We start from the raw sequence: 20,771 nt of genomic DNA, 5'->3' as shown, positions 1-20,771 counted from the left end.
ACAGTTAAATAAAGGGAATTATCATTTCGATAAATTGAATTGTTTTACAGGATTTCGCTTATGTGCAGTACGACTATGCATTCTTTCAATAACCTCTTTATCTTTTTCCGGAATTTCCTCACCTTTTAAATAGGCATCAATTTTATCATAAGTTGTACCCATCTCAGCTTCATCTGTTTGTCCTTCCCAAAGTCCTGCACTTGGATCCTTATGAACAATTTCATCTGGAACGCCTAAATAACTAGCCATTTCTCTTACTTCTTGTTTCGTAAATTCTACAATTGGTAAAATATCTACTCCGCCATCGCCATATTTTGTGAAATAGCCCGTGTACCACTCTGCTGCATTGTCTGTTCCGACAACCAGGTAATTGTAATTAGCTGCAACAGTATATAACGAACTCATGCGTAATCTTGCTCTAAGATTAGCTCCTGCCAGCTGATCATTTTTCTCTTTGAATTCATTTTTTTGTTTTAGTTGTTTCTTAATATTTTCATACATTACATGATGTGTTTCTGTAAGATCTATAGTAAGTTCATGTATCCTGGAGCTTTCAATTACTTTTTTTGCGTGAACCATATCGTTTGGATTGCTATCCAAAGGCATCATAACACCTAGGGAATTTTCAGGAAATGCTCGCTGAATCAAGTGTGCTACAACCGCAGAATCAAGACCACCACTTACACCTACCATCAACCCGTTTACACCAGCTTCTTTCACGCGTTCCTGCAACCATTGCACAATCTCATCTACTACTTTTTCCATAATGTTTTCCGCTCCTTTATCTAAAGTAAAGATTTCTACATTGATTTTAGCATTAATTTAGCACTATTTAAAAATGATTGCCTTTTCAACCAGTCCGCTTCCATTTTGGATAAATAATTGTGAATTGATCTATTTGAGGTGTTATACAAAAAGTGTATCCATTCCCTTAGTACGTCACTTGGTATCAATATAGCTAATAACCATGCCTTTAAATATCTCTCCTCAACCATATTGTAAGAAAGCAATCTATTTAGGTTCCAGTTTATATACGGTAAAAAGCGCTGTCCCAGCTGAATATAATCGTATAATTGTGGTGCACATAAAAGAAGATCAAAGTCGATTATAAATATTCTTTTTTGATTACGAATAAAATTATGAGAAGCGACATCTCCATGTACCCAATTGCCATTTATTTTAGCTTTTTGCTCCAACCTGTTCCACGGAATTTCAGAAACAATCTGCAACTGTTTTTCTGTCGTTTGTACTATATCCTCAAACAATGATTTAAAATGATAATCCTCAAAAATATAATATGTCTTTTTAAATGTTTGTAATCTTTTATACCAACGAAGGTAAAATATATCTTTTTTTAAACGATTTAACACATTAATTCCTGAAGCTTGCCCGTGAAATTTCTTTAACGTTTCCAGACTTTCTATTCTATCTTTGTCAACTAGATAATTTAATTTTTTCCCACGAATATAAGGAGATATTGTCCAATAGTATGATTTGTCATAAATAAATTTCTTCTGATTTGGAAAGTGTTCAAACGGGATTATATCAGGAGATTTTATCTGTTCAAAAAAACTCCATTGTTGTTCCATTCGTGTTTTATTACGATGCTTTTTTAAAATAAAGGATTTGTCATTAAAAGTTTTTATATAAAAAACATTACGATTGATACTATTCATGTCTCGTGTATCAAGCATTCCATTTTTATATAAAAAAGAAGAGAGACGATCATAATTCATCTCGTCTCCTTGAATAAAGCTACTCACCTTTCGAATCGTCCTCATCTTCATCTTCGCGGAAATCAAACATTGAATTATCATCAAAACCTGGTGGTGATGGATATGGCATATTATTATTAGCGGCATTTGCGAAATGTGGGTATGATTGTGGTGGCATATTTGGTGAATGAAATCCTTGCTGTGCTCCCATTGTCTGCGGTGGAACCTGTGCATTAAATGGACTGAAATTATTCAACTGAGGGCTCTGTGTTGGTTTCACAGGCATCTCCATACTAGGCGAAGACTCAATTGATTCCATCATGTTTCCATAATGGTACGGATTATTATTCATCGGCATTTGGCTCTGACCTGCGTACTGATTTGGGTACTGCATCGGCATTTGGCTCTGACCTGCGTACTGATTTGGGTACTGCATTGGCATTTGACTCTGACCTGCGTACTGATTTGGGTACTGCATTGGCATTTGACTCAGATCTGGGTATTGATTTGGGTGCTGATTAGGCATTTGACTCAGATCTGGGTATTGATTTGGGTGCTGATTAGGCATTGGGCTCACCATTGGTTGTGATCCGCCGCATCCACAATCTTTCTTCCCCATTGCATTTGGAACAGCGTGGTGCATCGGAGGTGGAGGGCACAAACAATAGATTGGAATCATTGGCTGTTGCATAGGCATTTGTTGCATCTTTTCTGGCTCTTCCTCTTGAATTGGATATTGAGGCATCTCAGGCAAGTTTATAGTGGTATAGTTATTCATTTCTTGTTCCATCATTGGCATTTGCATCATAGGTTGCATAGGCATTTTTGGTTGCATTTTCGGCTGCATAGGCGTTTTCGGTTGTAAGCTTTTTGGCTTTTTCTCATCATCTTCTTTAACTACTGGTATAGGCTTTGGAGAGGTGTCTTTGTACGGTTGCTGTGTGGTCGGCTTTTGAGTTTCTTTCATCTGCATTGTTTCCTTCTTAACTGGCTTTGATGTACTGGGTATTTTAATTTTCATGCCAGGCATTATCATATCTGGGCTAGATAATTGCGGGTTTAACTGTTTTACTTGTTCGAAATCTACTCCATAATTTTTAGCTATCTCCCATAATGTATCGCCCTTTTGTACAATGTGAATTTTCAAATCAAACCATACTCCTTTCGTTTCAATTTAAAACTAGGCAAATCACTCATTAACAACATATGCAAAGAAATTGTAAAAGTTGAAATAATTTTTTTACAAGACTTGGTTATTACCAGGGTGTAATAGCAAAAATCTTAGTTACACTTATACTGGTTACCAAAAATTTCACTTTCCTATCCGCAAAAAATTAAGGCTTTTCTAAAAGATTATTGCTTTGTAAATAAAATCAATACCTAGTTGATATAAACTGCGAAGTACTTTTCAAAAAGTTTGAGTGCTATTATGCCGCTCCGGAAATACACTTCGCTGTTGACTGGAGTAGGAATCGCTATAGAATAAATGTGTGACAGCTACACTAGTCCGGGTGAGCGGAGGGCGGTGACTCCTGCGGGAATAGCACGTGTCCGAAGACCCCGCAGAGTGGTTTTCTCGAGGAGGCTGAGGCCGTGCCCGCGGAAAGCATCCGCCCGTAGCGACCCCGGACAGCGGGACGAGAGTTTATAGAGATTATTCTAGCAGTTAGTTCGCAGTTTATATCAACTATGACGATTAAAAAGCAACAAAACTTACGAAAGAGCCAAAAATCAAAAACCGTTCACCCTATTTAAAAGGTAAACGGCTAATTTTAGATATTCATTTGGTAAACGGGATAAGTACCTAAGACTGTTACCTTGCATCCCAGTGCCTCCAATTCAGCCTGAACACTTGGAAAAAGTACACCATCGTATGGTTGATTGACATCTACTATAAAAAAATAATTTCCTAACCCAGTTTTCATGGGTCTTGACTCTATTTTTGACAGATTCATTTTACGCCAAGCAAACGCAGAAAGCACCTGATGAAGTGCACCAGCATAATCACTCGGCAACGTTATTAATAAGCTGGTCTTTTCAGCTTGTTTATCGTGTTTTATCTTAACAATGTCTTCATTTTTTGCCAACACTGCAAATCTTGTATGGTTATTTGGGTAATCATGAATATTTTCCTGATAAATCCTTAACCCGTATTCTTCGGCTGCCAGCTTATTGCCAATAGCAGCAATATTCTTGTCACTTTTGCTAACTACCTCAGCTGCCTTTCCAGTAGAAGACGTAAAATTTATTGCTGCATCAGGCATATATTTATGAATAAATTGATGACACTGTGCAATTGCATGACTATGCGAATGAATTTCTTCCAAGTTTGATAAATCACCTGAGAAAATTGAGTCTACAAGTAAATGCTGTTGTATTGGTACAACGATTTCAGCAATAATTGGTAACCTCACTTGATGTACAAGATAATCAACTGTTAACTGTACTGTTCCCTCAATTGCATTTTCAAGTGGAACTACACCAATATCAATTCGATTTTCTTCAACAGCATCTATACATTCCGGAATCGTATCGAAGCTGTGTTTGTCTTCCCCGTTAAATGCAGTATCTACAGCTAATTTTGTGAATGTGCCACGTGGCCCTAAATAACCTATTTTCACCATATCCTAGTCCCCCTTATCGCAAATACCTACTATGCCTACTCAATAAATTCGAACTCAAAATCCATAATTCGAATGGTGTCACCGTCTTTAGCTCCACGTTTCCGTAGAGCGTCGTCAACACCCATTCCGCGTATTTGCCTAGAAAAACGCTGTACCGCTTCATCTTTGGCAAAATCAGTCATTTTAAATAATTTTTCTATTTTAGTACCTGACAACACATATGCACCATCAGAATCTCGCGTAATCGTAAATGGAGTTTCTTCTTTTTTATACCGATAGACAACCTTTTCATCAACATCTTCTATCACATTAGAATGCTTAGGTATCTTATCCAATGTGTCTGCAATTTCAAACAAAATGTCTCGCAATCCATCTTTCGTTAATGCAGAGATAGAATGGACGGGATATTCATCTGTTAATTTCGCTTTAAATTCCTGTAAGTTTTCCTCAGCACCAGGCATGTCCATCTTATTAGCTGCAATAATTTGTGGTCTTTCCATCAACTGTTTATCATATTCTTCTAACTCCTGATTAATCTTCACAAAATCATCGTATGGATCTCTGCCTTCAAAACTAGACATATCAACCACATGTAAAATTACTCGAGTACGCTCAACATGACGTAAGAACTGATGACCCAATCCAATCCCCTCATGGGCACCTTCAATTAAACCTGGTAAATCAGCCATCACAAAACTCCGATTATCTGCTGTATCAACGACTCCAAGGTTTGGCGCTAACGTTGTAAAGTGATAGTCAGCTATCTTAGGCTTTGCAGCACTAACTACTGATAATAATGTAGACTTTCCAACGCTTGGAAAACCGACTAATCCCACATCTGCAAGTAATTTTAATTCCACTTTAATATTACGTTCCTGACCAGGCTCACCGTTTTCTGCTATCTCTGGTGCAGGATTCCTTGGAGTAGCAAAACGAGAATTCCCACGTCCTCCACGGCCTCCATTAGCGATCACAGCTTCTTGACCATGTGTGGTTAAATCTGCAATCACTTCTTTTGATTCCTCATCAACTACCGTTGTGCCAGGCGGTACAGCTATAATTAATGGGTTTGCATTTTTACCGTGCTGATTTTGATTCATCCCATTCTCACCGCGTTTTGCTTTAAAATGACGGTTATATCGGAAGTCCATTAATGTGTTAAGTCCTTCATCAACTTTAAAAACAACATTGCCGCCATTGCCTCCATCACCACCTGCAGGTCCACCTAAAGGGACATACTTTTCTCTACGATATGCCACAAGGCCATTTCCGCCATCTCCTGCTTTAACATATACACTAACCTGATCTACAAACATTATTGCTCACCTCATTAGTATGGGATATTAACTAAACACACGATTCCATCTGAATCCTGATGTGTCTCTATAACCAGTTCCATACTTTCTATATTTTTCATTAACTTTTCAATATTAGGTAAATTGCCATTAACATTAAGTTTTAATTCTATCATAGATGATGAAGACACTTCACACATTTGTAAACACACTTCATATAATTCTGTTTCATCAGCCATATCTTTAATCTCGTTCATAAGCTGACTAGTGCTACTTACCAACGCTTCATCTATATGCTTTAAGTCTTTATTCTCTGTATGTATATGATATGTCAAAAGAAAATTGGTATGTAGGGAATCGAATTGAATTAATGATAATGCAAACAATGGCACATTTAAATTAACTAGTTTCCGTTCTTCATCCAAGAGCTGCAGATATTCTGCAATTTTCGCGTTTACCTTGTCTGTCTTACCCATACTTGAATAACCTTGGATAATCTGTAGGTGGTTCAGTAAATCATGGCGATAATGGCGCAGAATCTCTATAACATCCTTTTCCTCCATATTTCTCCCCCCGATAGTAAAGAAAGTATACCATTAAAAAACTTGGATTGTCGCCAAGTGACGTAAACCTTAATTGCACTTATGCAGCATGGAAGTATTTATACTTTCTTAACTGCTAAAAAAAACTCCAACCATGAAATTGGCTGGAGTTTTTAAATACCTATTAAGCTTCCTGGGCAACAGGATATACACTCACTTTTTTGCGATCACGACCATAGCGTTCGAATTTAACGATACCATCGATTTTTGCAAATAATGTGTCATCTCCACCGCGGCCTACGTTAACACCAGGATAAATTTTTGTCCCGCGTTGACGGAATAAAATAGATCCACCAGTAACAACCTGGCCATCCGCACGTTTTGCACCAAGACGTTTCGATTCTGAATCACGACCGTTCTTAGTACTACCTGCACCTTTTTTCTGAGAGAAAAACTGTAAATCTAGACGTAGCATGTTGTTGCACCTCCTTATTTACTTTGAATAGTAACAAACTTGCTATACTCACGTTCTATGGTTTCTAATGAAATAAACATACCTTCGAACAAAAGTTGAACTTTATCCGAAACAGCCTTATCCAACTGATCAGGAACAGTTACACAAAGATATCCACCTTCATCTCCCTGTTCGATCTCAAGCTCTGCTTCAGACAGTTCCATAACTGCATTTACTGCACCAAATGATACAGCCGAAACACCTGCACAAACTAAATCATATCCATACGGACCACTGTCTGCATGTCCGGATAATTCAAACATGGTAATTTGATTATTATTTCGATATACAGTTACATTAATCATAAGCCAAAACCTTTATGCGTTAATTTTATCAATAACTAATTTTGTGTATGGCTGACGATGACCTTGTTTACGGTGATAGTTTTTCTTTGGCTTATATTTGAAAACAGTTATCTTTTTCTTACGACCCTGTTTCTCAACTTTTGCCGTTACTGTTGCACCACTTACATATGGCGCACCTACTTTAACATCATCTCCACCTACGAAAAGAACATTTTCAAAAGTAACAGCTTCATCTGCATCTGCTTCTACTTTTTCAACGTAGATTTCTTGTCCTTCTTCAACTTTCACTTGCTTACCGCCTGTTTCAATAATTGCGTACATATCTTGCACCTCCCTAATCAACTAAGACTCGCCATTACAGGTACCCAACACTTCGAGTTTATAACCTGCTCTGCGCGGTTGTAGCACTGGTGCTACGATGTTTAACGTATTGATGTTACCACGTTTGGAAAACATTTGTCAAGCTACCGCATAGAAAATCACCCTGAAAGATGACTTGTAATTTCACCAATTGGCTTACTGTAATTTCTCTCATGAAAATAACTGTGCAAACAATCCATCTCATCAATAGATTCCCGAATATTTCCAGGAAATGTAACATATATAGAATGTCTCTTTTCTCGATAAAAATTACTGAATACATCCATCAAAAAAATATGATGAGATACTTCTATGGGGCGAACCCCCTTTATATAAGACTCACCGTGATATCGTCGCAACAAAAAGCGCATGAAAACATAATAACGCTGTTTCCAGTCTGACCTATTTTCAACAAGTAAAAATAGAAATAGCATAAAAGCACTAAGTGTGAACGGGATGAAAAGTAATTGTACGACTAAGAATATAATACAAGTACATATTGAAAAAATAATAACAAAATCGTACGCCTTACGATACGGTAATAATGCTGAAAGAATCTGGAATAATAGCTTACCACCATCCAAAGGCCAAAGCGGCAGTAAATTAAATAATAGTATTGCACTATTATAAAAGAATGCCAACTCGATAATCGAAGATGGTACTATACTATTTGCAGACAAAAATAATAGCAGCACATAGATGAATAAATGTTGAAATGGCCCTGCAATGGTAACCATTATTTCCTCAGACAAGGGGCTTGTCCCATTCTCGTCGGTATCCATTACACCACCAAAAACCCATAACATAATTCCTCTAATACGCCACTTAAACACTTTAGCCATTATGAAATGACCAAATTCATGGAATAATACAATTCCTAATATAATCATTAATTCTATGAATGTACCAGTCAGAAATGAAACGATAATAAATATTAATAATATCGGATGAATGTGTATTACAGGAATAAATCTACGGAGAGTCATCAACTTTAATCACCTGTACAGGATCCACATATTCATTATCTTTTTCAATTGCGAAATAAACCATTTCATTGTCTGCAGATGGTGTGAATTTTCCTAGATCTTCATTTTTATTCACAAACTGATACAAGTGAACATCAACGGCACTTAAATATCCATAAATCGTTTTGCTGTTATCTGCATGCTGGACAATTACTGTCTTATCAGTCTCTTTATCATTTCCCGCAAATATAACCACTCCTTCACGTAAAGATGATATATTCGACGCTTTTTCAGGTGCTATCAGAATTCCAGTACCGTTTGCTTGAAATGATTCTGACACACTTCCCGAAACAGGTAAAGCAAGTGATTGTCCTTCATCTGCATTTTGATTCTGATTTGGTGCCAATGCCATTGGCGCTCCAAATGTTTCCTGATACCATTGATTGACGCTAGCAAAAGGAAATTCTTCAGTTAAGGCATTGCCTGTCCACTTTTTGGGCCCTATTAATAATTCTGCATCAGTTTGGAACAACAGGGCTGTACCAAAGAAAAGCATTACTGAAAGAATTCCCTTGACAGCAAATCCAGAAACACGCTGACTAGTATTTTTTGACGTACTGGTGTTGTCGGTGAAAATAGGGAAATAGCCATGTTTCTCTTCTTCCTGTGGAAAAGATGGCAAGAATTGCTTTGAATGTTTATCTTTTGGATTCAATCCTCGCATTTTTTTCCGTTGATTAATTGATTTTCTTACTTTTTTAATCCCTTTATTCATTATCCTCACAACCCTCATCATGCTTTTGTACAAGTCTATGTGCAAAAGGTTAAGGATATGTTAAGAATAATAGTAGAATTCTTCGAACGGGATTAGAATGATGTGACAATCTTGATAGGGAAACCATTTAAAATTAATTTCCTATCTTTTAGATAAAAAAACATGCAAAAAACCTATATGTGGCTTTTCACATGTAAAAATTTTATATTATGAGCGCATTCCGAAGAAACTTTTAACCTTTTGAAACACGCCTTTTTCAACTTCAAGTGACTGTAGTGGAACAGTCTCACCTAATATTCGCCGAGCAATATTTCGATATGCAATTGATGCCTTTGAATTTGGCTGAAAAGCAACAGGTTCACCGTGATTTGACGCTTTAATAACTTCATCATCATCAATCACAATACCTATTAAGTCGATAGATAAAATTTGAATAATATCATCTATATCTAACATATCTCCGCTTTTCATCATATGATTACGAATACGGTTTATTACTAGTTTTGGAGATTCTATATCCTCTTTTTCCAATAATCCTACAATCCTGTCTGCATCTCTAACACTCGATTTCTCAGGGGTAGTTACAACAATCGCTTTATCTGCTCCAGCAATTGCATTTTGGAATCCTTGCTCTATCCCGGCCGGGCAATCAATAATAATGTAATCATATTCCTGTTTTAATTCTTCAACAATTTTCTGCATTCCTTCAGTTGTTACTGCTGTCTTATCACTAGTTTGTGCTGCAGGTAGAAGTGTTAAATGATCGAATCGCTTATCCTTTATTAATGCTTGTTTAAGTTTACAGCGTTCCTCAATAACGTCAACAATATCAAAGATTATACGATTTTCGAGTCCCATTACAACGTCAAGGTTTCTCAAACCAATATCTGTATCAATAAGACAAACCTTGTTCTCCATTAAAGCCAAAGCAGTACCGATATTTGCAGTTGTGGTTGTTTTACCAACTCCTCCTTTACCAGAAGTTATTACTATTGATTCACCCATTCTGCATTCTCCTTTCAAACCCGCTTATCTCTTTTCGTTTATGTGAAAGAACTTGAAGTCGGTCAATAACAATCTTATCCTGTTTCTCATCAATCAGACCACATTCCATATAAACTCCCTCAGATTCATAATCTGGAGCTCGGCTAATATAATCTGCTATACGAAGTTGACTAGGTTTCATATATGATGCAGCAATTACTGCATCACGATCACCATTTAGTCCAGCATGCGCGATTCCTCTAAGACTGCCCATAATGAAAATATTGCCTGTTGTAACTACTTTACCACCAGGATTCACATCACCTATTAGCAGCAGGTCTCCAACCACTTCTAAAACCTGGCCCGACCTTACTATTCTATTAATTGATTTGATTTCACTATCCTCTTTCCAAGTTATTGCCTCATCCCTGCGAATGACTTCTGAATCAAAGGATTGTATAGAGAAACGGTTTTTATTACCTATCAAATCACTTAACTGTTTTTTTTGCTTATCATTAAGGTATCTGTTCCCTAACTTCACTGTTACAGATACCACTGGTTCATCATGGCTGGGATTATTCTCTGCAAGTTTATCACTTAGTTCATCCATAACCTCTTCAAACGACGCTTGATCCTCAATGAATAATGTTAGTCCGTCCTTTGTACCCTTAATGATTATCATTTGTTTCTTATCAATCACAATAAGCTCACCTCAATAATTTACCTAGACATTAAAATGTAGTATTTGTAGATAATTGTTCATTTCTCCAGCTGCTAAGTTTTTTTAACATAATCGGATATAATGCGGCTAAAAACACGATATTGGCAATTACTGTTGGTGCCATTCGATAAATTAGATAATCCTTCCATATCATATCTGATATTCCAACTACAGTATAGATAGCATTAATAAAAACTTCACACAATATCAACCCTATCATTCCAAGTAGTAGGCTTACAAAGAAATTAGCATGAAGCATTTTCGTAAGTCCGTGAATAATGTATATTACCAAGGCATAGGAGAACATATAGACACCTAAAACTCCTGTGTAGACAATATCAATTAACAAACCAAATAATAATCCATACAAAACGGAAAAATATGTGTTTTCTCTATCATAGAAAATAGTTAGAAGCAACAGAAATACAAAGACCCAATGGGGCACTATTACCAAGTCACTCTTCGCTAGCGAAACAGGTAATAATTCCAGTGCAACACCTTCTAATACAAGAAATAAAAAGAGGATAAGGGGAATAATTATTCGCTTCATTACTCATTATCCTCCTCGGTATCTTTGGATGTTTCATCTTCAGCGAGTGCACGATTAACAACAATCACATTATTAATCTCATACATGTCTGCTGCTGGTTCGATTAGAGCAGTTCGTGTTAAACCATATTGGTCAGGCTTAACCTCTTTAACTGTTCCTATTGGCAATCCAGCCGGAAATACTCCGCCCATACCAGAAGAAACAACTAATTCTCCTTTTTCAATATCTTTATTAGACTCCTCGATAATTTTAAATAATAAATTATTCGATTCATCATCATATTCTTCAATCAGCCCAAAAATATCATTGCTTTCTTCTTGAGAAATAGTTGCTGATATCCGGTTAAATTGATCAAAGCCCGAAAGCAATTTAACAGTTGATGTAAATTGCGAAACAGTCTGTATTTTACCAACCATACCTTCTGCTGTAATGACTGCCATATTTTCTTTTACGCCATCTTGTATTCCTTTGTTAATCGTTACTTGTTCAATCCACTGTTCAGGAGATCTGGACATTACAGTTGCCTGAATCGGATTGTAATCTTGAATAGATTTTGTTTTATTAAGTGTTTCACGTAGTTCGTCATTGTCTTCTTTTATTTCCTGCACTTCATAAACCAAACTTTTATATTGAGCTAATTTTTCTCGTAATAGCTGATTCTCATTATACGTATTCTTAATGTCATCAATATTTGTAAAAATAGTCGTTACATAGTTTACTGGAGTGTGTATTATATTTTGCGCCCATCCTACCGTATCTTTTATAAACTGCTCTGGTGTCGAAAGATTATCTCTATCCCTTAAGGAAAAACCTATCATTGCAACAAGAATAATAATTCCAATTAATAGAATGAACAATCTTTTTTTTTGAAAAATTGGCATAAAAACACCTACTTACTCAATAGTAGGACGAGATGATACATTCGGATGGGATCGAAAGTGTTGAATGTATTCCAATGATTTACCTGTCCCAATTGCTACACTATCCAGAGGGTCTTCTGTAACAAAAACAGGCATTTTTGTCTCATCACTAATTATTTTGTCTAAGTTTCTTAAAAGAGATCCTCCGCCAGATAAAACAATTCCGCGATCCATTATATCTGCAGCTAATTCAGGAGGTGTTTTCTCCAATGTGTTTTTGACTGCATCAATAATGGCCTGAACTGTATCATTTAGGGAAACAGCTATTTCTTTTGCTGTTATCGAGATCGTCTTCGGTAGACCTGTTAATAAATCACGACCTCTTATATCCATTTCGATATCTTCGGTAATTTCTCCTGCAGTTCCAATATCCATTTTAATCGATTCTGCAGAGCGCTCACCTATCATCAAATTATAATGTTTGCGAATATAATTGGTGATAGACTCATCCATGTCATCACCTGCTGTTCGAATCGATCGACTCGTCACAATTCCACCAAGTGAAATAACAGCAACTTCAGTAGTACCTCCACCAATATCAACAATCATACTGCCTGTTGGTTCCCATACAGGTAATCCTGCACCTATAGCTGCTGCAAATGGCTCAGCAATAGGGTAAGCACCCTTCGCACCAGCTTGTTTTGTCGCATCAATAACTGCGCGTTCTTCAACCATTGTTATACCAGATGGCACACAGATCATTACATTTGGCTTTCTAGCAAACATGGACCGATTTCGCATGGCTTTTTTTATATAATACTTCATCATTACTGCAGTAGTGTCGTAGTCCGCAATTACACCATCTTTCATTGGTCGAACAACAGAAATATTTCCAGGAGTCCGTCCAATCATATTTCTTGCTGCACTTCCCACAGCTTCGATTTCACCTGTTTGAATATTCTTCGCAACTACTGTTGGTTCGCGAACAACAACACCTTTTCCTTTTACGAATACAAGTGTATTTGCAGTACCTAAATCTATTCCTAAATCCTGTGAAAAACTAAATCCTCCCAAAGAAATCTCCCTTTCAAATAACAAATTCGTTAGTTGTATGTAGCTTTACTATATCTATTTAGCTTTAGTGTTGCAATATAACTTCAACTCATAATTTTAAACATTTTTATAACTTAAAGTAAACATCTTTATCCATTAAGATAATTATAATAAGCGCCAATTTCAATAAAAATCCGGAAACTGGCGCCAACTTTTACTTCTATACAATTATACGAAAAAAATTAAAAAATAGATAGTGTTATAAGTATCCTTTTTCTTTTAAAGAGACAAATTTACGATCACCAATAACCAAATGGTCGAGAAGTTCTATACCTATCATCTTTCCTGATTCAACTAATCGTCTAGTAACATGTATATCTTCCTGGGATGGGGCTGGATCTCCGGAGGGATGATTGTGAGCACAAATAATTGAAGCTGCAGAGCGTTTGACGGCTTCTCTATACACTTCACGCGGATGTACGATCGAAGCATTCAAACTTCCGATAAAAATAGTTTGACGATGAATGATTTGGTTTTTAGTATTTAAAAATAATACAACAAAATGTTCCTGATTCAGGTTTCTCATCTCTTCCATGACATAATCTGCTCCATCTTCTGGAGACCGAATAATATATCGTTCATTCGGCTTATATTGGTTCATTCGTCTCCCTAACTCCATTGCTGAAAGCAGTAATACGCCTTTAGCTTCTCCGATACCTTTAATCGCTGTCAGTTCCTCAATCGTAGCGTCTTTAAGCAGGTTTAACCCCTCAAAGTGCATTAAGACACGATTGGATAATGTCATTACTGATTCGTCTTTTGTCCCACTTCCAAGCAATATTGCGAGTAGCTCCTGGTTAGACAAATGACTTGAACCTAATTTAAGCAGTCGTTCACGTGGACGATCTTCCTTAGGTACATCCTTAATCATAATAGTCGATGAAGTCATCAACAGTCCTCCTTTGTTAAGATAAATTCATATTATCTATTTATTCAAATTTGAACAACTTAACAAAAAACCATTTTCGGACTCATTTCATCGCCTATTTTTCAAATTATACTACAAGAAAATTTATCTTTACACTTAAGAAATCATGCTAAAATGCAAAACCGACTATTTGTCTTATTTTTTGAATCCCTGTATAGTTAATTCACTAAAAGATTAAATTGATACCATAAATTTAACAACAAACGCTGTTCTTGCCATTTGTTTGCTTTAACCAGTTCAGAAATCTCTTTTTTTAGAAATGTGGTAAATTCACTAATGTTTTTTGAATCATCGGGTATAGTATTTACAATATTTGCCCACCCATCTTCTGATAAGTTTTCATTCTTGTTCACTGAAGCCAATGATTCAGTCCATTGTTTATTATAAGCCTTGAGCCAGCTGATTTCATCTTCAGTTAGTTTAATTTCACTTGATTCTGTACCCCAGTTCTTCACAAAAACCTCTAATTGATTTTCGCTGAGCTCATTAGCTAGTTGATTTGCCTTATTCTTTGAGTTCGCGATTCCTGCTAAAACGTAGTAAAAATTACCTTCTAGCCAGATCATTGCAGAAAAACCAGCTTGATTGAACTTATCTTTCATTTCATTAGCATTTGCTTCATCTCCAAATTTCCCTGCCTGTAATACAAATGCATTCATTGATTGAATTTGGGCTGCTGAGATAACTTCGTCCGAAGCCGTTTCCTTATCATCATCTTCCTTGGTTGCCTCCTCATCATCTTCTACTGTGGTAGGTATAGTGTAATTTTGCTGACTAAGACCTTTATCAATATCAACAAACATGTTCAACATAAAGAAACCTAACACAGACCCAATTATGATAGCGGAAATCGAGGCAAGGATTATTGGTTTAAAAGAGCTGAATCTGGATTTTCGACCGAAGTAATGTTCATTATTACTATCTTCGCTATGTCTCCTAACAAATGTAGGTACTTCATCACCATTAGCTTCTTCCAGCGTGGCAGCAGAATAGTCTTTATTAAATTCCTTGATGGAGTATCTTTCATCTGGATGATCATCTCGTTTTAACGTTGTCTTCTTTCCACCCATCCATACTGTAATTTTATTATCTTTTACCAACCATTTCCCCTCCATGTCCGAGTTTGTTTCACTCTAGCACATGACTAGTAAAAAGTAAGGCGATTGTTGTCACTCTTTCAAAAAAACGTTCAACATAAACTGATTATTTTCTACAGAAAAAATGGGGACCTTTTGATATTAGACTGGTATTCTAAACGTTTATTTCTATTCCTATAAACAGCGACACAGACTAACGGTAACCGATTTGTAGTATTTATTGGAGCTCTCTTACCTCACAGCTAGAATATACTCTCTTTCACCGCTCCGGGCATAAAGTCGGAATCTGCTCAAGTATTTTCCAACATTATGTCACAGTTTTTATCAACTATGTCTAAGATTATTGCTTGGAAAAAGCAATAATCTTTTAGAAAACATGCATTTGATTAAATTCATCGCATAATACACGATCAGGAAGATTTGAGATCTTCATAAGCGGCAACCCGGTTTCTGCCCTTTCTTTTTGCTCCTATATACATAGCACGATCTGCATGACGAATTAATTCACTTGGTGTTTCGCAATGAATTGGAAACACAGAAATTCCAATACTGGTTGTAATAGAAACGTTTAATGGACCCGTATTATTAATAATATGCTTATGAACTGTGAATGGGCTGTCAGCAATTAAACTTCGTATGTTTTCAGCAATTTGGGTGGATTCGCTTAAACCACTGTACGGAAGAAATACAATAAACTCTTCACCGCCATAGCGTGCAATTACACCTCTTTCACCGATAAAGCTCTTAAGACTCTCCGCAATCTGACACAATATTTCATTCCCAGCTTCATGACCATAAATATCATTGACCTTCTTAAAATGGTCTATGTCTAACAATAGTAATGAAAAGTTTTCATTACTATTGTTTTCAATTAAATTATCACAGTAATCTTCCAGCAAGTTTTCCATGTACCTGAAATTATATAATTGAGTTAGCCCGTCTCGCTCACTTTGTGATTTAGTTAGTTCATAGTTTTTTGCATTTTCTACCGCAACTCCTAAATAATTAGTTAAAATGTCCATTATTTGAAAATGCAGTTTCTCAAATGCTTTTTTCTGTTTAGATTCGATTGTTACAACACCAATAATATCTTCACCATACTCAACTGCTTGTGATAATACACTTTCAGTATCTGAAGGTATTTTTCTGCTTTTCACAGTTGCCCAATCTGAAGCTCGTTTATACAAAAGGGATTTCCCTGTTGCCCAAACTTTACCGCTAAATGCTTCATTTCGTTTCAGTGAGCTAAAAGATGCTTCTGTATTATTCTCTAAGTCATAGAATTGTTCCAATTTTAATTTATTATCATCTACTATATAAATATAGGCATAATCGATTGGCAGTAAATCACTAATTTCATTAATAAAAACGTTATATACTGAACTTAATTCCATCCGGTTTGTTAATTGGTGACCAATTTCTCCTGTTTTTTCGAGGTACCGATTAATTTCTTTGTAGGAATATAAAAGCATTAATATTACTGAGATAAATACAAATGGTATTCCTAAATAGAAGATACCTGCACGCCCAATTTCACTATAGAGTACAAATAATACAAACCCCACTGGTATAATTAATAATGATGAGATAACTTCCCACCTTAAACCTTCATCAAAAATTTTAACCTTTCTTTTATAAAATGCTTTATCTATTAATTTGTTGAAAAACTGATTTGCGATAAAGATAGTAATTGCATATCCAAATATTGCCCATACTTGCTCCTCGCTTTGGGTGAAAATCGTTTGATGATTACCCCCTAGTTGAACAAATACACCTGCACCAATTACAGATACAAGTGAGAACATTATCATATTTAATGGATAACGATAATTATCTTTCTTTCCAACGCGAGTTTTGGCTAAAACAGTGACTATTGCTATTTGAGTTAATATAATCTCGACAAATAGACCAAATGTAAGAAAAACTGCTATGCTAATCCCATTAACAAAGAAAACTGGATTGTCATTTATAGTTAAAGGAAACCAGGCAACAATACACATAAACAAAGCAAATAGCAGTATATCAATTATCTGATCTTCCATACTTACGTAATAGTAGTTATATGAAAGCCATAATATTGCTGGCCATAAAATAAACCACAGTATCCATGTTAGCTTCATTTTACCTTTAGATACCATTAGTATTTTACATCTCCTATCATTGTTAATTTTTTAACAAATGATACTTTTTATTCTATTTCTAAATCTATTCAAATCATACTAAAGACTCATAGATTAAAAACTTTCTGATAATTACATGTTACTATATTATTAAGTTTATTTCAAAATATTTCTTACATTACCAATAAAATGCAGAGAACCCGTAACAAAGTAACATACCTCATTATCCTGATCAGGAATCCCCTCTATAACCTTCTTCCAGTCGTGATTAGTCCGAACGTCTGGATGATTAATTATTGATTGAAGTTCTTCTACAGAAGCAGCTCTAGGATGTTTAAATGTTGTCAAAGTTATAGACAAAAAATGATTACTTAAATGATCAAGCATATACTTAAGAGCCTTATCTTGAAAGGCAGCAAAAATCAGATGCTTTTTCTTGTTTTTGTATATTGACTCTATCGTCTTTGTAAAAGCTCGCACACTTGCAGGGTTGTGAGCTCCATCCAATATTACAACTGGATTTGTTTGGAGCAGCTCAAACCTGCCCGGTACTTGCGTTTCATAGAGTCCATTAAGGCTTTTTTCTACATTTAAAGAAAATCCGTTAGACTCCAGAAGTTTTAGCGCCATAAGCGCCAAAGACGTATTCTTCACTTGGTGTTCGCCTTTTGTCTGGATCGAAACTTTAAGTTTTTGCTTTTGACCTTGGCTCAAAACCCATTGAAATGCTTGATAAGTTGACTCTTCATGGAGAATTGAATAGTTAAATGTTTTAGTTAGTTGATATAACGGAGCATGCTTCAATGAAGCCTCCTTCTTTATAACGGACTTCGCATCATCTGACATTTCTCCTATCACTACCGGTCTATTTTCTTTAATTATCCCTGCTTTATGAGAAGCAATTGATTCGAGCGATTCACCTAAAAATGCAATATGATCTTGTTCCACATTTGTTATAATGGACAAAATGGGTTTAAAACAATTAGTTGTGTCGTCTTTCCCGCCCATTCCTGTTTCAATTAATGCAATATCAACATTTTTTTCGAAATACAGAAAAGCTGCTGCTGTCATAATTTCAAATTCCGTTGGATGGTTATTTTCAGCATCCAGCTGTTGAACAAATGGATGAACCTCATTAATTATTTCTGTGAGCACTATTTCACTAATCATGTTATTACCTTTGTAAATATGACCAGTTAGTCCATTAAGACTTGGTGAGGTAAAGACTCCAGCGTATATACCATTAGAAATTAATGCATTGTTAATATACTGTACAGTTGAGCCTTTTCCATTTGTCCCAGCAACATGAATTGCTTTGACCTTTTCCTGTGGGTTGCCGAGTAATTCCAATAGTTTATGTATTCGGTCTAATCCGGGTTTCATCCCATACTCATTTCTGCTTTGAAAAAAATTTTCTACCTGCTGAAACTGTTCAAACATTATGTACACCGCTTTTCTTTATTTTCATAGTCAATAAAGTTAGTATATCAATAATAATAAGCCATGAGAAAGGAAATCATGAATTGAACTTACACGGATGGATAATTTATAACGGATACTTACCTGGTAACAAGTTTCTTGATTTTGCTGAGTGGATTCAAGATGCTGCGCTCAAACAGAATATTTATACTGATATATATAAAAATAATGAACTGTTTACATTTTTATCGACTGATTCCCTTGATTTAATTAGTGAAAACAAAGAAAGTCTTCCTGATTTCGTGATGTTCACAGATAAGGACATCTATTTAGCAAAGCAACTCGAACTAATGGGTATTCGGGTATTTAACAGTGCTGTATCGATTGAGAAAAGTGACGACAAAATAGCGACATATCAAACATTAGCTGCAAATCATTTACCTATCCCCAAAACAATTGTTGCGCCAAAGGCTTTTGTTAAGTCAGAATTGTTCAACCCTAAAGACTTTCGAGATTCTATCAACTCTTTGGGTTTTCCATTGATTCTTAAAGAGGCGTTCGGTTCATTTGGTGAACAGGTTTACTTAGTCCACTCAATGGAAGAGGCATTAGAAAAACTATTTGAGCTTCACGGAATACCGTTTATGCTTCAGGAATTTATTTCTTCAAGTCACGGAAAAGATATACGCCTGCAAGTAGTTGGTGATGAAGTAGTTGCAGCAATGACAAGGCATGCATCTAATGATTTTCGAGCAAATATTACTGCTGGAGGAACAATGAATAAATATCAACCTTCCCGTGAAGAGAAGGCAACTGCAGTAGCTGCAACAAAAGCTATCGGTGCTGATTTTGCTGGTGTAGACTTATTATTTGGTCCCGATAATAAGCCGATTATTTGTGAAATAAACTCCAATGCCCATATACGAAATATGTTTGATTGTACTGGAATCAATGTTGCTGAATATATGATTGATTATATAAAAGACACTTTAAAAATTGAGGATACCAAATGAACTTAACTGGGTGGCTAATCTATAGCAAACAAGATTCGAAACAAAATAAAGAATATATTAAGTGGTTTATTGATGAGGCAGCAATGCAGGGAATAACACTTAAATTAATATTGCGAGAGGAATTAACAATTGGTGTATTCCAAAATAAACAAACGGTCCTTTGTAATAATCAGGAAGTTCAATTGCCGAATTTTGCTGTAGTACGAACAATTGAACCATTACTAAACAAAGTACTCGAATCGATGGGAATCAATGTTTTTAACTCCTCCCGAATATCGACTATATGCAATAATAAAGCATTAACACATTACCATATGGCCAAATTAAATATCCCAATGGTCGATACTATTTTTATTAAGAAAAAGAACTGCGTACAATTGCCAATCATTCCATTTCCATTTGTTGTTAAGGGGGTAAACGGCAGAGGTGGCAGGCAAGTACATTTGATCGAGGATGAGCAACAATGGGAGAGATGTATTGCTGACGATATTTCTGCACCTGAATTCATTATTCAATCAACTAAAAATGTGCAGTTAGGTAAAGATGTAAGGGTGTTTGTTGTCGGTAATCAAATTGTTGGATCTGTTATGCGGGAAAGTAACAGTGATTTTAGGTCAAACTATAAATTAGGCGGATCGGCTAAATGGTATTCATTGGATCGACATGAGATAACCGTACTAAACAAGATACTTGATTCCTTTGATTTTGGAATGGTTGGAATTGATTTCTTACTTGATACGAATGGCAAACTCCTTTTAAATGAAATTGAGGATGTTGTTGGCTCCAGAACACTCAGTTCTGTCTCTGATATAAACATACTAAATAAATATATAACCCATATTAAAGAGAGCGGAAATTCATGATTTCCGCT

At 35.8% G+C, this 20,771-nt stretch carries 22 protein-coding genes and 1 other annotated feature; of the genes, 2 read left to right on the top strand and 20 right to left on the bottom strand.

The features are described 5' to 3' along the window. Positions 1–21 precede the first annotated feature (21 nt). From nadE to BMY13_RS07310, 20 genes are all read right to left on the bottom strand, one after another. The gene (nadE, locus tag BMY13_RS07405) at positions 22–765 is read right to left on the bottom strand and encodes an NAD(+) synthase (protein WP_092503668.1); all 744 of its coding nucleotides are present in this window, start codon (positions 763–765) and stop codon (positions 22–24) included. Positions 766–800: 35 nt separating this feature from the next. Further along, positions 801–1,736, bottom strand: a complete 936-nt coding sequence (locus BMY13_RS07400; RefSeq protein WP_092503666.1) for a protein kinase family protein — start codon at positions 1,734–1,736, stop codon at positions 801–803. 19 nt (positions 1,737–1,755) lie between these two features. Next, positions 1,756–2,862 carry a SafA/ExsA family spore coat assembly protein gene (gene safA / locus BMY13_RS07395; protein WP_092503664.1) on the bottom strand — a complete coding sequence of 369 codons (1,107 nt, stop codon included), beginning with the start codon at positions 2,860–2,862 and terminating at the stop codon, positions 1,756–1,758. A gap of 625 nt (positions 2,863–3,487) precedes the next feature. Beyond that, the gene (pheA, locus tag BMY13_RS07390; protein WP_092492441.1) at positions 3,488–4,339 is read right to left on the bottom strand and encodes a prephenate dehydratase; all 852 of its coding nucleotides are present in this window, start codon (positions 4,337–4,339) and stop codon (positions 3,488–3,490) included. Positions 4,340–4,374: 35 nt separating this feature from the next. After that, entirely contained in the window at positions 4,375–5,655 is a 1,281-nt protein-coding gene (gene obgE, locus BMY13_RS07385; RefSeq protein WP_092503662.1) for a GTPase ObgE, read from the bottom strand. 14 nt (positions 5,656–5,669) lie between these two features. Beyond that, entirely contained in the window at positions 5,670–6,197 is a 528-nt protein-coding gene (locus BMY13_RS07380; RefSeq protein ID WP_092492439.1) for a Spo0B domain-containing protein, read from the bottom strand. A 163-nt stretch (positions 6,198–6,360) separates the two neighbouring features. Beyond that, positions 6,361–6,651 carry a 50S ribosomal protein L27 gene (gene rpmA, locus BMY13_RS07375; RefSeq protein ID WP_092492438.1) on the bottom strand — a complete coding sequence of 97 codons (291 nt, stop codon included), beginning with the start codon at positions 6,649–6,651 and terminating at the stop codon, positions 6,361–6,363. 14 nt (positions 6,652–6,665) lie between these two features. Beyond that, entirely contained in the window at positions 6,666–6,995 is a 330-nt protein-coding gene (locus tag BMY13_RS07370) for a ribosomal-processing cysteine protease Prp (RefSeq protein WP_092492437.1), read from the bottom strand. 12 nt (positions 6,996–7,007) lie between these two features. Continuing rightward, on the bottom strand, positions 7,008–7,316 hold the full coding sequence (rplU, locus tag BMY13_RS07365) for a 50S ribosomal protein L21 (protein ID WP_092503660.1): 309 nt from the start codon (positions 7,314–7,316) through the stop codon (positions 7,008–7,010). A gap of 14 nt (positions 7,317–7,330) precedes the next feature. Further along, positions 7,331–7,406: a sequence feature (ribosomal protein L21 leader region), on the bottom strand. Between the two features lie 68 nt (positions 7,407–7,474). After that, on the bottom strand, positions 7,475–8,341 hold the full coding sequence (locus BMY13_RS07360) for a site-2 protease family protein (protein WP_092503658.1): 867 nt from the start codon (positions 8,339–8,341) through the stop codon (positions 7,475–7,477). Continuing rightward, positions 8,328–9,095: a M23 family metallopeptidase gene (locus BMY13_RS07355; RefSeq protein WP_092492434.1), complete on the bottom strand. Its 768-nt coding sequence runs from the start codon at positions 9,093–9,095 to the stop codon at positions 8,328–8,330. The genes BMY13_RS07360 and BMY13_RS07355 overlap by 14 nt, the downstream gene beginning before the upstream one ends. Before the next feature lie 207 nt (positions 9,096–9,302). Then, on the bottom strand, positions 9,303–10,100 hold the full coding sequence (gene minD / locus BMY13_RS07350) for a septum site-determining protein MinD (protein ID WP_092492433.1): 798 nt from the start codon (positions 10,098–10,100) through the stop codon (positions 9,303–9,305). Beyond that, positions 10,093–10,779, bottom strand: a complete 687-nt coding sequence (gene minC / locus BMY13_RS07345) for a septum site-determining protein MinC (protein WP_092492432.1) — start codon at positions 10,777–10,779, stop codon at positions 10,093–10,095. Before minC ends, minD begins: the two co-directional genes overlap by 8 nt. Positions 10,780–10,810: 31 nt before the next feature. Continuing rightward, entirely contained in the window at positions 10,811–11,350 is a 540-nt protein-coding gene (mreD, locus tag BMY13_RS07340; RefSeq protein ID WP_092503656.1) for a rod shape-determining protein MreD, read from the bottom strand. Next, the gene (gene mreC / locus BMY13_RS07335; RefSeq protein ID WP_092492430.1) at positions 11,350–12,231 is read right to left on the bottom strand and encodes a rod shape-determining protein MreC; all 882 of its coding nucleotides are present in this window, start codon (positions 12,229–12,231) and stop codon (positions 11,350–11,352) included. The genes mreD and mreC overlap by 1 nt, the downstream gene beginning before the upstream one ends. A gap of 12 nt (positions 12,232–12,243) precedes the next feature. After that, positions 12,244–13,284 carry a rod shape-determining protein gene (locus tag BMY13_RS07330; RefSeq protein ID WP_092503654.1) on the bottom strand — a complete coding sequence of 347 codons (1,041 nt, stop codon included), beginning with the start codon at positions 13,282–13,284 and terminating at the stop codon, positions 12,244–12,246. A gap of 238 nt (positions 13,285–13,522) precedes the next feature. Next, entirely contained in the window at positions 13,523–14,212 is a 690-nt protein-coding gene (gene radC / locus BMY13_RS07325; protein WP_092492428.1) for a RadC family protein, read from the bottom strand. 197 nt (positions 14,213–14,409) lie between these two features. Beyond that, positions 14,410–15,351 (bottom strand): SPOR domain-containing protein, encoded by a 942-nt coding sequence (locus BMY13_RS07320; protein WP_175476741.1) that lies wholly within the window; start codon positions 15,349–15,351, stop codon positions 14,410–14,412. Between the two features lie 407 nt (positions 15,352–15,758). Then, positions 15,759–17,486 (bottom strand): sensor domain-containing diguanylate cyclase, encoded by a 1,728-nt coding sequence (locus BMY13_RS07315; protein WP_092503650.1) that lies wholly within the window; start codon positions 17,484–17,486, stop codon positions 15,759–15,761. A gap of 138 nt (positions 17,487–17,624) precedes the next feature. Continuing rightward, a complete protein-coding gene (locus BMY13_RS07310; RefSeq protein WP_092503648.1) occupies positions 17,625–18,908 on the bottom strand; it encodes a bifunctional folylpolyglutamate synthase/dihydrofolate synthase in 1,284 nt (427 codons plus the stop codon). Between the two features lie 83 nt (positions 18,909–18,991). Between BMY13_RS07310 and BMY13_RS07305 the strand changes: the two genes are divergently transcribed. Then, positions 18,992–19,900 (top strand): ATP-grasp domain-containing protein, encoded by a 909-nt coding sequence (locus BMY13_RS07305; protein WP_092503646.1) that lies wholly within the window; start codon positions 18,992–18,994, stop codon positions 19,898–19,900. Then, complete coding sequence (locus BMY13_RS07300; protein WP_092503644.1) at positions 19,897–20,763, top strand: ATP-grasp domain-containing protein; 867 nt, start codon at positions 19,897–19,899, stop codon at positions 20,761–20,763. The genes BMY13_RS07305 and BMY13_RS07300 overlap by 4 nt, the downstream gene beginning before the upstream one ends. Positions 20,764–20,771 lie beyond the last annotated feature (8 nt).

It is taken from the genome of Virgibacillus subterraneus (genome assembly GCF_900110695.1).
In the GTDB taxonomy this organism is placed as follows: Bacteria; Bacillota; Bacilli; order Bacillales; family Amphibacillaceae; genus Lentibacillus; species Lentibacillus subterraneus.
Note: the sequence above shows the minus strand (reverse complement) of the source record. Positions and strands in the feature narration are given on the sequence as shown.

Excerpts from the sequence above, each read along its gene's own strand:
- nadE (WP_092503668.1), bottom strand. The coding sequence starts at position 765 with ATGGAAAAAGTAGTAGATGAGATTGTGCAATGGTTGCAGGAACGCGTG.
- BMY13_RS07400 (WP_092503666.1), bottom strand. The coding sequence starts at position 1,736 with ATGAATTATGATCGTCTCTCTTCTTTTTTATATAAAAATGGAATGCTT.
- pheA (WP_092492441.1), bottom strand. The coding sequence starts at position 4,339 with ATGGTGAAAATAGGTTATTTAGGGCCACGTGGCACATTCACAAAATTA.
- obgE (WP_092503662.1), bottom strand. The coding sequence starts at position 5,655 with ATGTTTGTAGATCAGGTTAGTGTATATGTTAAAGCAGGAGATGGCGGA.
- BMY13_RS07380 (WP_092492439.1), bottom strand. The coding sequence starts at position 6,197 with ATGGAGGAAAAGGATGTTATAGAGATTCTGCGCCATTATCGCCATGAT.
- rpmA (WP_092492438.1), bottom strand. The coding sequence starts at position 6,651 with ATGCTACGTCTAGATTTACAGTTTTTCTCTCAGAAAAAAGGTGCAGGT.
- BMY13_RS07370 (WP_092492437.1), bottom strand. The coding sequence starts at position 6,995 with ATGATTAATGTAACTGTATATCGAAATAATAATCAAATTACCATGTTT.
- rplU (WP_092503660.1), bottom strand. The coding sequence starts at position 7,316 with ATGTACGCAATTATTGAAACAGGCGGTAAGCAAGTGAAAGTTGAAGAA.
- BMY13_RS07360 (WP_092503658.1), bottom strand. The coding sequence starts at position 8,341 with ATGACTCTCCGTAGATTTATTCCTGTAATACACATTCATCCGATATTA.
- BMY13_RS07355 (WP_092492434.1), bottom strand. The coding sequence starts at position 9,095 with ATGAATAAAGGGATTAAAAAAGTAAGAAAATCAATTAATCAACGGAAA.
- minD (WP_092492433.1), bottom strand. The coding sequence starts at position 10,100 with ATGGGTGAATCAATAGTAATAACTTCTGGTAAAGGAGGAGTTGGTAAA.
- mreD (WP_092503656.1), bottom strand. The coding sequence starts at position 11,350 with ATGAAGCGAATAATTATTCCCCTTATCCTCTTTTTATTTCTTGTATTA.
- mreC (WP_092492430.1), bottom strand. The coding sequence starts at position 12,231 with ATGCCAATTTTTCAAAAAAAAAGATTGTTCATTCTATTAATTGGAATT.
- radC (WP_092492428.1), bottom strand. The coding sequence starts at position 14,212 with ATGACTTCATCGACTATTATGATTAAGGATGTACCTAAGGAAGATCGT.
- BMY13_RS07315 (WP_092503650.1), bottom strand. The coding sequence starts at position 17,486 with ATGGTATCTAAAGGTAAAATGAAGCTAACATGGATACTGTGGTTTATT.
- BMY13_RS07310 (WP_092503648.1), bottom strand. The coding sequence starts at position 18,908 with ATGTTTGAACAGTTTCAGCAGGTAGAAAATTTTTTTCAAAGCAGAAAT.
- BMY13_RS07300 (WP_092503644.1), top strand. The coding sequence starts at position 19,897 with ATGAACTTAACTGGGTGGCTAATCTATAGCAAACAAGATTCGAAACAA.